Genomic DNA, 13579 nt, shown 5'->3' with positions numbered 1-13579 from the left:
AGCGCCGTTCGACGAAGTCGAACGCATCGAGAGGAGGTCGAAGCGAAGCCGACCGGAGGCGATGCCMCCGGATGGACACCGGAGCGAAGGAACGCCGAGCCTTAGCGAGGGGCCGGACGCTGGGGCTAGCGTTTTTTGCTTCCTTTTTTAGGCGCTTGTAAAAAAGGGAGTCGCCGTAAGGGCGAAACCATAAGCCGCCGTTACCGCAGCAACGGATATGTACTCAATCAACCAAGAACCTGGTCGGCCCAGAGGCCGCCAAGACCAAGACCAAGACCAAGACCAAGCGATCAATCCACAGCAACCCTGTGCCGCCCCCCGGAATTACCAGGCGACAACGCCAAAGCCATCTGCGTCCGATTACGCATATGCGTCAAACGCAACACCTGCGACACATACAACTTCACCGTGTTCTCGGTAATCCCCAACTCACAGGCAATCTGATAATTGGTCTGCCCCTTGCCCACCAGTCGCGCCACATCCAGTTGCCGCGGCGACAGCTGGTTGAAAATCGCCGGCATCTCGACCCGGTCCGCCTCATCAACGGCTCCGCCAGCAGAATTCACCAAATGCGGAGCACGCCGAACCTTGTCCAGATCCTGATACAGACCATCGATCGACTCGGACAGATACTGCAGCTTCTGATTCAAATGCCCCAGTTGCAAACTCTTGCGCTTCTCGTGCAACGCAGCTTCCTGACGCTGTATGCCCTCGAGCAACTCGTCCAGATCAATCGGCTTCTGATAATAATCGGCGACCCCGGCGCGCAAGGCCTTGATCACATCCTGTTTGTCAGCCCCCCCGGTAAGCATGATCGCCTCAAACGCGCGATGTTTTCCCGAAAGCCGTTGCAGTTCCTGAACCAGTTCGATCCCGTTCATGCGGGGCATATGCAGATCACACAACACCAGGCCGATATCAAGGTCATTGTTGAAACGCTCGATCGCCCCGAAACCGGACTCGCAGGGAACGCAGCGGTAACCTTTGTCCTCCAGAAATTCGCAGAGCTCTTCGACGATCATAGGGGCATCGTCGACCACAAGAACCTTTAATGCCGAAGTAACTTTGTTCACGAGCAACTCCATGTGAGGCCAAAAATTGACCCGTCCTTCACCGACAGCAACAGGCTGTGCAACTACTGCCTGAAAAATAGACTTTGTTTGCCGCTATGTACATATCACGTTCAACTAGAGCCCCCAGGCGAACGTAAGCGCCAACCCAGCCAAAACGAACGGGGCGAATGGCAGCTTCTTTGACATTTCAGGTGCCATATAAAAAAGATGATTTCTAAGCCCTTGACTCATATGAAGCCAGACTCTTGGCGCCAGCAACAGCCAGAAAACACTGGCCAATCCGGCGCCGATAAACGTGCCGAGCACATGCGTACCGTCCGTCGCGAGCCCCAGCGCAGCCATGAGTTTGACGTCTGCGCCGCCTAGGCGTCGCAAGGCATACCCGGGCAAAGTAAACCCAAGCGCCAGCAGTAACGCCCAACCACCTTCTTGCGCCTGGGCCCCCAACCATGTGGTACCGCTCCACAGCAACCAGGCCAGCGCCAATGCTGCCACGCCAAGGGTCAAGCCATTGGCGATGTGCCGCTCCCTGGCATCCTGTGCCGCGCAAAGCGCCAGCCAGATCAATAAAACAAAGCTTTGCATCAGGTAAAAAACGTCCGTTTTGGCTGAATGATTCTATGCTGACATTACTTTGTGATGGTCAGGGTAGACACACTCGTGAAAATCAGCTTCCCCCGCAAGCAGAAAGGTGCCGTCGCGATTGAATTCGCCCTGGTCTTCATAATTTTTTTTGCCGTGTTTTACGGCATTGTCAGCTACAGCCTGCCCCTGCTGCTGATGCAGTCGTTCAACCAGTCGACTGCCGAAGCCGTGCGCCGTAGCGTGGCACTGGACCCGACCACCGCCAATTACGAGGCTGCACTGAAAACCCGCGCCAAGACCGAACTTGGCCTGCAATTGGCGTGGATACCCACAGCGCTGAATTTCAATGTCGCCACCGACGCCTCAGTGACCTACGTGGGCGGGCTGCTGCAGGTCAGCATTCATTACCCGAGCAATAAAATCGGCGCCGTCATCCCGTTTCTCAGCTTGCCGGGGATTGGCCGGGTGCCCAATCTGCCGACGACGCTAACCGCCAGTTCGAGCCTGCAATTTTGAGCGCCGGGGACAAGCTGTTCGGGCGCCTGCTCAATCGCCATCCACCACCCCCGCCAGACATTTCGCAATTGCCGCCTGTCACCGGTTTCGGCCTGCAATTACAGCTCAATGCCGAGGGCCGGGTGACTCAGGTGACTGGCCCGTTACGGCACCTGCTGGCGCAACAGATACCGGGGCCGCAGGTGCCGCATCTGCTCGACTTTCTCTTGCCCCACTGCGCACTCGTCATCGAAGGCTCGCCGGCCGATTGGCAGGGGCAGATGCTGGACCTGGACTTCTACAGCCTCAATGGCCCTCCCCTGCATCTGCGCGGCTGGGTGCAACCTCAGGTCAATGACTGGCAGTTGCAGCTACTGGACATCGGTGACCTGTTGCTGGAGCGTCGACAGTCGCGCATCCGCGAGCAGTGCCAGGTGCTGACGATGCAGATCGGCGAGCAACTGCGCCTGTGCAGCCTGACGCGCTTGCCCGAAGTGCTGGGCGAGCAGCTGGAAGGCTTGGCGCAGCGCTTGCAGATTCCATGCATTGCTCTGGCATTGCTCGATGAGCAGGAACAGGGCTGGCAGATTCATCGACAGTACGCGGCCCTCGACGCACCGCAGCTATGGCAAAGCGGCCAGAGCCTGGGCACGAGTCTGGACAGCCTGAGCGGTACTGCACCGCAACGCCTGTCCATGCATGAACATCCGCGCTTGCAGGCCACCTTCGGTAATACCGACGGGTTTGCGGTGCCTTATCACGATGCCCGGGGCGTAGTCGCCTGGTTGCTTTGCGGTTTCTATCCGGTGCTGGAACGCGCCCGCGACATCAGCGATCGCGACTGGCTGCAAATTGCCGCGGCATTGGCCGGCCCCCTGCTGGAGCGTCTGCGTGAACATCGGCACCAGCTGCAACTGGAGCGCCTGGAATCGCTGCAAGTCTTGCTGGGTACCGGTTGGTGGGAGCTGTTCAGCGACAATACCGAGATTGAGTTGGCACCTTCCCTGGCCAACGCCCTGAACCTGCAAACTACACGATTACCCATGCAGAGCTGGCTCGAACAAATACATCCCGCCGACCGCGAACAGTTGCGCAGCAGCCTGCAGGCGCTGCAGGACGAAGGCACACCGTTGTTGTGCTGCGTGCGCTTGCAGCGCCCGGAAGATGGGCCGGCACCTACCTGGTATCGCCTGCAAGGCCAGGCGTTGGGTAATGTCAGAAATCGCCGGCTGGTGGGTTTCATGCTCGATATCAGCGACATCAAGAACCAGGAGCAAAACGCCGCGGCCGCCCATGCGCGCCTCGATAACCTGATCGCCAGTTCCCCCGCCGTCATTTACGTGCAGCGCTACGCCGAAGGAGCGCTGCAAACGAGTTACTTCAGTGACAGCCTGCTGCCACTGCTGGGCTGGACCCTCGCCGATTGCGCCGGCGCAAGCTGGGCCGACCGGGTTCACCCCGAAGACCGCCCGCACTATTTCGAGCGCACCCGCCTGTTGCTGCGCGAAGGTTCGGTGCGCAGCCGTTATCGCATGCGCGACAGCCGCGGTGATTACCACTGGATGCTCGATGAGGCCAAATTGCTGCGCGATGACCTCGGCCTGCCTGTGGAAGCCGTGGGGCTGTGGCTGGACGTCACTGAGGCGACGCTGGCTGCCGAACAGGTCAAACAGAGTGAGGAACGTTACCGGATTCTGGTAGAAGACTCGCCGGCGATGATCTGCCGTTACAACCCGGAGCTGATTCTGAGCTTCGGCAATCGGCCGCTGGCGACCTACCTGGAGCTCGCGCCCGAACAGTTGCCGGGAGTCGATCTGGGCACCTGGATGTCCCGGGAACAGCGCGATTCATTCACTCAGAGGCTGAGCCGGCTGAGCCCGGAGTTTCCGGTCAGCACCGCAGAAATCAACTTGCAACTGCCGGGCCGCGAACATGCCTGGTGGATCTGGTCGGATCGCGGTGTGTTCGATGATCAGGGCCGCTTGCTGGAAATTCAGGCCGTGGGCCGCGACAACACTGAGGTGCGGCGCTCCCAACAACAACTCACGCAAAGCGCGAAGATGGCCACCCTGGGCGAAATGGCCACCGGTCTGGCCCATGAAATCAGCCAGCCGTTGAACGTGATGCGCATGGCGGTCACCAACGTGCTCAAACGCCTGAGCAACGGCGACGTGCAGGTCGATTACCTGACCGACAAGCTCAAACGCATCGACTCCCAGGTGCAGCGCGCAGCGCGGGTGGTGGATCACATGCGGGTATTCGGGCGACGCTCGGACATCGAACAGCAACTGTTCGATCCGGTCCAGGCGATTGAAGGCACACTGTCGCTGCTGACCGAAGGCATGCGCGGCAAAGGCGTTGATCTGCGGATCACCGAGACTGATTTTGAAGTACAGATACGCGGTCACGTCGACCAGTTGGAGCAAGTGCTGATCAACCTGATGGTCAATGCCCGAGATGCGCTGCTGGGCAAGCGCGAGTCCCAGGCCGATTTCAACCCATGGATTGCGCTAAATGCCGAGCGGGATGCGGACACGGTGCGACTGTGGGTCGAGGACAACGGTGGCGGTATCGATTCACGTCTGCTGGAACGGATTTTCGAACCGTTCTTCACCACCAAACCGGTGGGGGTCGGCACCGGGTTGGGGCTGTCGGTCAGTTACGGCATCGTCGAAAACATGGGCGGCAGACTGAGCGTCACCAATTGCCACGAGGGCGCGCGGTTCTGTATCGAGTTGCCGATTGCCACCCCGGCCTAGATCACCAGCGAGGGTCGGCCCGGTGGCTTGCAACTCAGGTTGGCGCCGACATCAACCTTGTTCAGAGTGATACCCAGGTTGGCCAGCAGCGCGTCAAGAATCGGGTCGAGCAAGGGGCTCAGCAAGCCCCGGATCACGCCGCCCAACGTACTGTTGACGTCATCCAGGGCGCCGGCCGCCAAGACCAGCACTCCCCCCAGAAGACTTGAACCGGTGGGTCTATAGGCCTGGACTTCAACGCCGCCCAGGCTCGCTCTCAGGCTGTTGACGATGCCTTGCGTACCCAGGTTATAGAGCAACGGTGGCTGCTTGATTTCCGGTGGCTGGTTGTAAACGTGGGTGCTTTGCGAACTGGCCACCGAGGTGTCGATCTTCACCCCCAGGCCACCGCCGTAAAACGGCACGCGAGTGGCTGGATTGCACACCCAGAGCACGCAATTGACCTTGCCGATATCAATTAACGCCAAGGGTTGCACGCTGACGTCGGCCGACGAAGAGAACGCATTGGCCATGTCGATCTTGCCGACTTTGAGTTTCACCAGGGAGGTGTTGGTCTCGGTGGTCAGGGTTTTCGTGCCGCTACTGGCGCAGTTGTAGCCGGTCACGTGGCTGTCGGCAGCCGCCACCTCCAACGCGATGTCGATGGTCGGTGTGGGCAGGATCTTCAGGTCGGTGATCTGGCACGTTCCGGTCAATGTGCACAACAGCGAACCCACAGTACCGGCCAGATTCAGGTGCAGCAGGTTGTTCAAGGTATCGGTCAATCCACCTAACAGTGTGTTGCTGGTGAGGGCGCTGGCCAGACCACTGACACCCGACAGTACCGGCAAATTCAACGACACAAGCGTGCGCACTTGAGCTGTACGCACGTAAATGCGGTTGGGGTCATTGATCAGGCCATTGACCAGCGCCGGGTTGCCGATGGCCGACAATTGCGGCGGTTGAATGACTTTGACCTGAACCCCGCCGTTAGCCAGGCCCGGGATGTTCAGGGGGATATTGGCCACGGCGCTGTTCTGGCTGTTGGCTACTTGCACAAACGCCTCAACCAACTGGAACACCTGCAAATTGGTATTGAGCGCCGACGAGACCGCCCCGGTTTGCAGTTGCAGCAATTGCCCCAGGACAATCGAAGTACTCCCCGCCGCCGCCTTCAAACCGGTCAGCCCGCTGATCGCCACACTGGTGGTGGGCCCGCCGGCCTGAAGTACGGTGATGGCGGTGTCCAGCAACTGGGTCAGGCCGATGTTGGTGCTCAGCAACCGGGTGTAGTCCCCGGCGCTGACGTTGACGTCTAGGGCCAATTGATTCAGGTAGCCCAGCAGATTGATCTGGGTATCGGCCAGGCCCTGCCACCCGGCGACCGTCAAGTTCAGGCTCCCGCCCAGCATTTGCCCCAACAGCAGGTTCAACGCCGCCGACCGGCTGGAGTCGACTACCAGCGCCGTACTGCCAATGGTCAACATCGCCAGGGGCGGCAGGACTGCGGCAGCACCGACGGCTGTGGCCGAGAGTTGGGTGGTCTGGCTGACAGGGCCCGCCCCCATCAGGGCAAAAATGCCCCGCGCGACGCTGGTCGGTACCGTATGGGTCGCGACCACGCGAATCGCCTCTTTCTTGCTGGCATCGACGACGAAGGCGCGCAGGTTGTCGGCGCCCGTTTGCAATGAACCGCAGTCGGTGTTCAGGGTCATGCTGTCGGCAGCGTTGTAGCCGTTGCGGGTGGCACTCTCGAGGGCGTAAACCGTCGCCGTGGCCGCCGGCACCAGGCAATCGCCATTGCGGCTGACCGCCTCCAGTGCGGCAACGTCGGCCAGCCGCTGCAGCTTGCGTTGCTCCAGGTAAAGCCTGCCGGTATCGACCACCAACAGCATGAATCCCAGGGCCAGGGTCAGGGTCAGCGCCGCCATCAGGCCGATCGCCCCCCGTTGTCGGGCCGGGCCGCGAAACTGCATGCGGGGAGACATGGCGCACTCCTTTGCCGACGCACTGCCGGGCTCGACCTCCGTTGGTGAGAAGCAGTGTAGACAAAGGTGGCCATGGCTGCTGGCAACTCGCCACTCAAGATCCAAAAATGAACCCTGTGGCAGCGGGCTTGCTCGCGAATACGGTTTCTCAGGCGACCCTGCCTTGAATGAGAAATCGCTTTCGCGAGCAAGCCCGCTCCCACAGGGTAGGCAGGAGGGGCTTATCGTGGTGGGTAGTTGGCCAGAATCCGGGTGACCGTTTCATGGATGGCATTGCTTCGATCCGAGGGGTTCGGCGTGCGGCTGAGCATCTGCTCATCACTGCCGCGCCACACCAGTCTGCCGTCCTTGCCATCGAGTATGTCGATCTGGATGGTCGCTACCTTGTAGTTGACGTTGCGGGTTTCGTTATACATCGGCGCGCCCCAGTAACCGTTCCACGGGTTACCCCAACCGCCGCCATAACTGGTGGTCACCTGCTGTTGTCGGTCTTCGACAATCAGGTAGGTCTGCACATTCAAGTCACCCTTGGCGTCGGCGGTTGCCTGACGCAAGCCACGGGAATCGAGCTGGTCGGTAACAGCCTGGCGGATGCGTTGATCGGTCAGGTCACTCTGGATCCGTGGATCATCGGGGCGGTATTGCACGGCGGGCTCTTTCCAGCTCCAGCTGTGGTAAGCCGCAAAATCACGGCTGGCATCAAAGTCATGATTGACCTGGTTGGCAGCGCAGGCACTGAGCAACGCGGCCACTGCCAGTAAAGCGAGACGGCGAAACATGATGGTTCTCCGGTTGAAAAACAACGATGCGAAATGCTTCTTATCTACAGAAATTAATGAGGAGGATACGCCGACATTGCCTTTTCCACAGCCTCACGAATGGCATCGACCCGCTTGCTTTCGCTGTCAGCATTGCCAGTCTCGGCGCTGGAACTCCAGATGGCCTGGCCGCTCTGGGCGTCATACAGGTCTACCTGGACCACCATGACCTGTTCCGAATAGGTGCGAACAATCGGCACGGCGGTGTACATGCCGTAGCCCGAGCCGTACCCGTGGTTGTAGCCACCATAACCGCCATAGACACCGCCGTAGTAGTCATCCTGAACCTGACGCAAGCGGGTTTCCATGCGCAGGTCGGCGCTGACGAACAGGTCTGCCGGACGGTTACCGTGCAGCGGTCGCAACCCTCGCTGATCCAGCGCACTGCTGACCGCTTCGGCGACCTGGGCCGAATCCGCCCAGACCGTGCCGGGTGGCGGATGCCCGTCGAGCCAGGCCCAGCTGCGGTACTGTCCATAGTTCCGGATCGGCGCAGGATAGGCGCTATGGTCGAAGGTATTGGCCGCCTGGGGTGGCGCCGGCGGCAAGGGCCTGGAGCTGGCCACATAAGGGTTGCTGCCCTGACAGGCCGCCAACCCCAGGCAGAACACCAGCACAGCTGAACGACTCATCATTTCGCGCTCCGATCAGATCGGCCGGCAAATCCAGTGCAAGTAACGCCCGAGCCCGGCAAAGCTTGGGTGACGGCGGTGAGCCAGTTCCATTTCCAGCAGATCCGCCAGTTCGGCGCGGGCCTGGAACTCCACCGGCATGTAATCGTGAAAAACCCGCACCCCACTCTGGGTTTCGACCCGCCACAGACCTTCAAGTTGCGCCGCCAGTTCGCGCGGATCAAGGGGTTGCTGCGGGGTCAGGCTCTGCTTTTCGCCGGCCATGTCATTCTTGCGCATCTTGCGGAAGTGGCCCTTGAGCAAGTTGCGGTAAATCAGCGCATCGCGGTTGTAGAACGCCAGGGACAGCCAGCCGTCCGCCTTGGTCAATTGATGCAGGACCGGCAGGATCGCGTGAGGCTCAGCCAGCCATTCCAGCACCGCGTGGCACAGCACCAGATCGTAGGGTTCGGTGAGCTGGCCGAGCAACTCCTGCCATGGCGCCTGAATGAAGGTCGCGGTCTGGCCGGCCTCGGCGAAACGCTGGCGGGCACCTTCGAGCATCGGCTCGGCGGGTTCGGCCAGGGTCACCTGATGGCCGCGCTGGGCCAACCATAAAGACATGTGGCCAAGGCCGGCGCCAATGTCCAGCACTCGCAGCGGCCGGTCCGGCAGGGTTTCAGCCAGGTCCGCCTGCAACACCGCCAGGCGGATGGCACCTTTGGCGCCGCCGTAGATTTTTTCAGCGAAACGGGTCGCCAGTTGATCGAAATGACGGTCGCTCATCAGCTGAACCTCCGTTCACTGTCAGCCAGTTTGCTGCGCACCACTTCTTCCATATCCAGCCCCAACTCGCTGCACAGCAGCAATAAATACAGCACGATGTCGCCAACTTCCTGACCGGCATGCGCCAGCTTTTCCGCCGGCAACTGGCGTGACTGGTCTTCGCTCAGCCACTGGAAAATCTCCACCAGCTCGGACATTTCCACACTCGCGGCCATGGCCAGGTTTTTCGGGCTGTGAAATTGCCGCCAGTCATTGCGATCACGGATGGCGTGCAGGCGTTCGGTCAGTTCAACAAGGTTCATCGGGTTCTCCTGAAGGCGTATAGCTTCGGGGGGATGGGCAGTGAAGGCAAGTGGCAGCGTCATCCCGAGGACTTTGCGTCATAATCGAAAAGATCGCAGCTTTGGGCAGCCCCTGCGGGGAACTCGGTGCCATGATCGACAGCCCAAGCTCAAATCCGGCAACCATGCCTCTCTTTGATCAGGACGTCACTCCATGCAGGTAGAAGGTTTTTCCGAATGGCTCGGTCAGTTACTGGGCTCGATCATCCGCTTCGTCGTTGATGGCCTCAGTGGGCTGTTCAATCTGCTGAGCCAGGCCAGCAGCAACTTTGTCGAAGGTTTGTCCAACGCCCTGGGCATGGACACCTCCATCGTCAGCATCATTACCCTGATCCTCGGCCTGGTGCTGCTGTGGTCGGCAATCCGCGCTTTTCTCAATGCGTCGATCATCATGGGGATCATCTGGATGATGCTGGGGCTCTGGTTGTTGAGCTGGATAATTCACTGACACCGCTTGCGTAATGGAATACGGAAGATTGCGAATGTGTCGATACAATGCCCGCTCCCCCAAGGAGCCTGCATGTCCAACCTGACCGCCGACTGGCGCGACCGCCCCACCCATCGCCGGGTCTGGGCGCTTGCCGCACCGATGATTCTCTCGAACATATCCGTGCCGCTAGTGGCGCTGGTCGACAGCACCGTCATCGGCCACCTGCCCCATGCCCACCAACTCGGTGCCGTCGCGGTCGGCGCCAGCCTGTATACCTTTCTCGCCTGGGCAATGGGCTTTCTGCGCATGGGCTCGACCGGGTTCGCCGCCCAGGCCGCCGGGCGCGGGGATGGTGCGGCGCTGCGGCAGATTCTGTTGCAAGGCCTGTTGCTGGCCATGGGCCTGGCCGTCATATTGGGAGCGCTCGGCGTACCCTTGAGTGGTATCGCGCTGCATTTCATGCAGCCGTCGGCCGAGCTTGATCAACTGACCCGCGAGTTCTTTCACACCCGGCTGTTTGGCCTGCCCGCCGCGCTGGCCAGCTATGCGCTGGTCGGCTGGTTCCTGGGCACCCAGAACGCCCGGGCACCGCTGGCGATTCTGCTGAGCACCAACCTGGTCAACATTGCCCTGAACCTGTGGTTCGTCCTCGGGCTGGACTGGGGCGTGGTCGGCTCGGCCAGGGCTTCGGTGATAGCCGAATGGACCGGTGCGCTGATCGGTCTGCTGATGACCCGCAAGGCCCTGCGCGCCTACCCTGGGCATATCGTCTGGGCGGCGTTGGCGGTATGGCAGAGCTGGCGCCCGCTGCTGGCAGTCAACCGCGATATCTTCATCCGCAGCCTGGCGCTGCAATCGGTGTTTTTCCTGATCACCGTGCAAGGCGCCCGGCTGGGCGACGCTACCGTCGCCGCCAACGCGCTGCTGCTCAACGGCCTGCTGCTGACCGCCCATGCGCTGGATGGCCTGGCCCATGCGGTGGAAGCCCTGTGCGGGCATGCCATCGGCGCCCGCGACCGCGATGCCCTGCGCCGTTCATTGGTGGTGGCCTGTGGCTGGTCGTTGCTGGCGAGTCTGGGCTTTGCCGTGCTGTTTCTATTCGCCGGGCATCTGTTCATCGAGATGCAGACCGACATTCAAAGCGTGCGCGACACCGCCTTCATCTACCTGCCCTACCTCGCCGCGCTGCCGTTGATTGCCGTCTGGAGTTACCTGCTCGACGGACTGTTCATCGGCGCCACCCGCGCCCGAGAGATGCGCAACGGCATGCTGCTGACGGTGGTGCTGGTATTACCGTTTGGCTGGGAATTGCAGGATTGGGGCAACCACGGCCTGTGGATAACCTTTCTGGTATTCATGGTGCTGCGCAGCCTGACCCTGGGTGTCATCGCCTGGCGCCTGCAGCGCGACGATGGCTGGTTTGCCCACGCAACGCACTGAACCGGCATGGGCTCGCCATCGATTTGCGTTCAGGGTTGGTTGTTCTGCCATAACTGACGCAGGCTATCGAGGCGCTCCTGTTGAGTCAGCCCCGACATCGGCTGCACAGGTATCGCCGCGGGGAACTGCATGCGCAGCCAGATCCAGCCATCAAGCACTGCACGCTCAGTGAAACCCAGTGTCAGCCCTTCCTGCAGCAGGGGCCACAGGCGGGTGAAATCGATCCCGCTGGATCGACTCCAGCGCCAGGCATGTTGTTCGAGCAGGCAGGTTTGCAGCTTCTCCCGTTGCCAGGCACTGAGGCTTTCCTCAACGGCCAAGGGGGTAACCGCCAGCGCCGGATTCAGCAGGCGCTGCCAGCCTTCGCAACCGATCGCACGGTCGGCCCAGGTGCCACCGAACCAGCGTAGCTGGCTGATCGGCCCTAGCCAGCGACTCAACTCCACCGCATCACAAGCATCAAAGAAGTAACTGGCGGTGTTCGGATTGTAATAACTCAACAGGGCCCGATGCACGCCGACAGTGACCGTGAGCATCCGTCGCAAGTGCGCCAGCAGCGTCAGCTCCGAGGTCTGGCTGACAATCAGCAAGCCGCGCCAGCGTTGCCCGTCGACCAGGCATAAATCAGCCAGCGCCGGGCAAGTGCGCAGATCAACGAGTACAGGTCCGTGCTCATGCAGCGCATGCCACTCGGTGCCCTCGAACAGCCAGAACCGCCGGGCTTGCACAAAGGTCTGCTGCAAGACCGTCACCACCCCTGGCGAACCCGGCACATCCAGCAACAGCCACTGGGGGCGTGGGGTGGGCATTTGCGTGGTGATCATGCCCGACCACCATGTTCGAGCCGCAGCGCTGCACGACAAGTGCAAAGCGCCTGTTCGCAATGGTTGAAGCTGCCACCACCGGGCAGCAGGCACAGCAACATGAGCGGCTCACCGGAGCCCAGCCATTGCTGCAGACCGGCCTGGACAGTTGCCGGGCACTGCGCCATGAGGGCGCTCGCTGCCTCGTCGTCTTGCGGGGCGTGAAGCAGGCTGGTTATCAAAGGCCGGTCCGGATCTCCGTCGATGAAGCTCACCAGCACTTCGGTCCCTTCTCGCAGTGACTCCAGAGTGAGCGCCTGCAAATCGGCCGCCAGGGGCAGCCAGCAGTGGCTGGGGGACGCTCCTTCGCCTTGATACAGCCAGTCGAATTGCACCGGTACCGGTCTGCCGGGAGCCGGGCGCAGTTCATCGACTTCCACCACCCATGCCCGCTGCAGACCGTGCATGCGTGGCTTGGTGACTGAGCGGGGTGGCTCGAAAGGAATACGCCCACTCAGGGCGCGAGTCTGATTGTAATAAGGCGTCAGCGGATCCTGGCTGCCCCGATGCTCGATATGGGTCAGCAACCAGCGCTGATTGCACTCGGCAACCGGGTGATCGGCCAGCGGCATCAGTTGCCCGCTGCGCAAGGTCGCCAGGTCCGTACGGCAATCAGCAAACTGCACCGCAGAATCCGTGGAGCACTGAAGTTCGAACTCACGTACTGCCGGTTGCTCACCCTTGCTACGAAACAATGCACGCTCGCTCAGGGGAAGTTGCTGCCGATCATCACGGAACACCACGCGGTGGCGACGCGCCAGGTGTTCGAAGTGGTAATCAAGCTGTTCCTCGGCACACAGGCGCTGGAGAAACTGCAAATCCGACTCCTTGTACTGCGTACAAAAATCGCGAAATGGATAATCGCCTTCCAGCTCGAAGCGTCGGTCATCGCCGACGATGCCGTGTTCCTTGAGCACCTGATCGATGATTTGCGGCACCGAACGGCCACTGAAAATCCGCTGGCTGAAGCGCTGGCCCAGACACGCCAGCTTCGGCCCCAGACGGATCTGGCAAAGCCTGCTCCCCAGGCCCTGGTCACGCTGGACAAGTTCATGCAGTTGTCCGCAGATGCAGCTTCCTGGCGGCCCGAAGTACAAAGTGGCCGGCCGATACAACAAGCTGGCAAGGTCAGGCACCGAGTCATGGATCAGCAGTTCGACATCGAACACAAACGGCTCGTTGACAGCCTCTTTACCGGTAAAGGCAAGGACCTCGAAGGGATCGGGCAGACCGGCTACATCCAGACGAAATGAGGGCTCGCTGACTGGATTGGACATCGGCATTTCTCTACTGGGGGGGCGGCCGGGGATTCTCGCCGAGAGACATGGCCGAGTAGAGGGCAGAAGTACAACTTAGGAAACGGCCTACGCGAAAAGAGGACGTTTTTGCTTTGATCGCCGCAGCGTGGAAA

Annotated in this window: 13 protein-coding genes; 4 read left to right on the top strand and 9 right to left on the bottom strand. The window is 60.8% G+C overall.

The annotated features are described in order from the left end of the window. Nucleotides 1-290: 290 nt before the first annotated feature. Both ASE98_RS18900 and ASE98_RS18895 read right to left on the bottom strand, forming a co-directional pair. Nucleotides 291-1073, bottom strand: coding sequence for a response regulator transcription factor (locus ASE98_RS18900; protein ID WP_060542939.1), 783 nt, complete (start codon nt 1071-1073; stop codon nt 291-293). A 114-nt stretch (nt 1074-1187) separates the two neighbouring features. After that, nucleotides 1188-1658 carry a prepilin peptidase gene (locus ASE98_RS18895; protein ID WP_060542839.1) on the bottom strand — a complete coding sequence of 157 codons (471 nt, stop codon included), beginning with the start codon at nt 1656-1658 and terminating at the stop codon, nt 1188-1190. Between the two features lie 75 nt (nt 1659-1733). Here ASE98_RS18895 and ASE98_RS18890 point away from each other — a divergent pair, with 75 nt between their 5' ends. Together ASE98_RS18890 and ASE98_RS18885 are read left to right on the top strand one after the other, a co-directional pair. Beyond that, the gene (locus tag ASE98_RS18890) at nt 1734-2174 is read left to right on the top strand and encodes a TadE/TadG family type IV pilus assembly protein (protein WP_060542938.1); all 441 of its coding nucleotides are present in this window, start codon (nt 1734-1736) and stop codon (nt 2172-2174) included. After that, nucleotides 2171-4912, top strand: coding sequence for a PAS domain-containing sensor histidine kinase (locus ASE98_RS18885; RefSeq protein WP_060542838.1), 2742 nt, complete (start codon nt 2171-2173; stop codon nt 4910-4912). Before ASE98_RS18890 ends, ASE98_RS18885 begins: the two co-directional genes overlap by 4 nt. On the opposite strand, the gene ASE98_RS18880 is transcribed toward ASE98_RS18885, so the two are convergent. The 5 genes from ASE98_RS18880 to ASE98_RS18860 all read right to left on the bottom strand — a co-directional run bounded on the left by ASE98_RS18880 (nt 4909) and on the right by ASE98_RS18860 (nt 9396). Beyond that, nucleotides 4909-6879: a pilus assembly protein TadG-related protein gene (locus ASE98_RS18880; RefSeq protein WP_060542837.1), complete on the bottom strand. Its 1971-nt coding sequence runs from the start codon at nt 6877-6879 to the stop codon at nt 4909-4911. The two genes, ASE98_RS18885 and ASE98_RS18880, sit on opposite strands and share 4 nt — an antisense overlap. Nucleotides 6880-7100: 221 nt before the next feature. After that, the gene (locus ASE98_RS18875) at nt 7101-7658 is read right to left on the bottom strand and encodes a DUF4136 domain-containing protein (RefSeq protein WP_060542836.1); all 558 of its coding nucleotides are present in this window, start codon (nt 7656-7658) and stop codon (nt 7101-7103) included. A gap of 53 nt (nt 7659-7711) precedes the next feature. Then, nucleotides 7712-8332 carry a DUF4136 domain-containing protein gene (locus tag ASE98_RS18870; protein ID WP_060542835.1) on the bottom strand — a complete coding sequence of 207 codons (621 nt, stop codon included), beginning with the start codon at nt 8330-8332 and terminating at the stop codon, nt 7712-7714. Between the two features lie 12 nt (nt 8333-8344). Next, complete coding sequence (locus ASE98_RS18865; RefSeq protein WP_060542834.1) at nt 8345-9094, bottom strand: methyltransferase domain-containing protein; 750 nt, start codon at nt 9092-9094, stop codon at nt 8345-8347. After that, nucleotides 9094-9396, bottom strand: a complete 303-nt coding sequence (locus ASE98_RS18860; protein WP_060542833.1) for a MazG-like family protein — start codon at nt 9394-9396, stop codon at nt 9094-9096. The genes ASE98_RS18865 and ASE98_RS18860 overlap by 1 nt, the downstream gene beginning before the upstream one ends. 193 nt (nt 9397-9589) lie before the next feature. On the opposite strand from ASE98_RS18860, the gene ASE98_RS18855 reads away from it, so the two are divergent. Both ASE98_RS18855 and ASE98_RS18850 read left to right on the top strand, forming a co-directional pair. Continuing rightward, the gene (locus ASE98_RS18855) at nt 9590-9883 is read left to right on the top strand and encodes a hypothetical protein (RefSeq protein ID WP_060542832.1); all 294 of its coding nucleotides are present in this window, start codon (nt 9590-9592) and stop codon (nt 9881-9883) included. A 72-nt stretch (nt 9884-9955) separates the two neighbouring features. Continuing rightward, on the top strand, nt 9956-11305 hold the full coding sequence (locus ASE98_RS18850; RefSeq protein WP_060542831.1) for an MATE family efflux transporter: 1350 nt from the start codon (nt 9956-9958) through the stop codon (nt 11303-11305). 29 nt (nt 11306-11334) lie between these two features. Here the strand turns inward: ASE98_RS18850 and ASE98_RS18845 are convergent, their stop codons facing one another. Further along, nucleotides 11335-12129: a DUF4123 domain-containing protein gene (locus tag ASE98_RS18845; RefSeq protein WP_060542830.1), complete on the bottom strand. Its 795-nt coding sequence runs from the start codon at nt 12127-12129 to the stop codon at nt 11335-11337. Then, nucleotides 12126-13445, bottom strand: a complete 1320-nt coding sequence (locus ASE98_RS18840) for a type VI secretion system Vgr family protein (protein WP_060542829.1) — start codon at nt 13443-13445, stop codon at nt 12126-12128. Before ASE98_RS18840 ends, ASE98_RS18845 begins: the two co-directional genes overlap by 4 nt. Nucleotides 13446-13579 lie beyond the last annotated feature (134 nt).

This window comes from Pseudomonas sp. Leaf48, assembly GCF_001421885.1.
Classification (GTDB): Bacteria; Pseudomonadota; Gammaproteobacteria; order Pseudomonadales; family Pseudomonadaceae; genus Aquipseudomonas.
The sequence above is the reverse complement of the archived record's forward strand: the minus strand, read 5'-3'. Positions and strand labels throughout refer to the sequence as shown.

What these genes read in the sequence shown, in the direction of transcription:
- ASE98_RS18895 (WP_060542839.1), bottom strand. Translation starts at nt 1,658, where the DNA reads ATGCAAAGCTTTGTTTTATTGATCTGGCTGGCGCTTTGCGCGGCACAG.
- ASE98_RS18880 (WP_060542837.1), bottom strand. Translation starts at nt 6,879, where the DNA reads ATGTCTCCCCGCATGCAGTTTCGCGGCCCGGCCCGACAACGGGGGGCG.
- ASE98_RS18875 (WP_060542836.1), bottom strand. Translation starts at nt 7,658, where the DNA reads ATGTTTCGCCGTCTCGCTTTACTGGCAGTGGCCGCGTTGCTCAGTGCC.
- ASE98_RS18870 (WP_060542835.1), bottom strand. Translation starts at nt 8,332, where the DNA reads ATGATGAGTCGTTCAGCTGTGCTGGTGTTCTGCCTGGGGTTGGCGGCC.
- ASE98_RS18865 (WP_060542834.1), bottom strand. Translation starts at nt 9,094, where the DNA reads ATGAGCGACCGTCATTTCGATCAACTGGCGACCCGTTTCGCTGAAAAA.
- ASE98_RS18860 (WP_060542833.1), bottom strand. Translation starts at nt 9,396, where the DNA reads ATGAACCTTGTTGAACTGACCGAACGCCTGCACGCCATCCGTGATCGC.
- ASE98_RS18855 (WP_060542832.1), top strand. Translation starts at nt 9,590, where the DNA reads ATGCAGGTAGAAGGTTTTTCCGAATGGCTCGGTCAGTTACTGGGCTCG.
- ASE98_RS18850 (WP_060542831.1), top strand. Translation starts at nt 9,956, where the DNA reads ATGTCCAACCTGACCGCCGACTGGCGCGACCGCCCCACCCATCGCCGG.
- ASE98_RS18845 (WP_060542830.1), bottom strand. Translation starts at nt 12,129, where the DNA reads ATGATCACCACGCAAATGCCCACCCCACGCCCCCAGTGGCTGTTGCTG.
- ASE98_RS18840 (WP_060542829.1), bottom strand. Translation starts at nt 13,445, where the DNA reads ATGTCCAATCCAGTCAGCGAGCCCTCATTTCGTCTGGATGTAGCCGGT.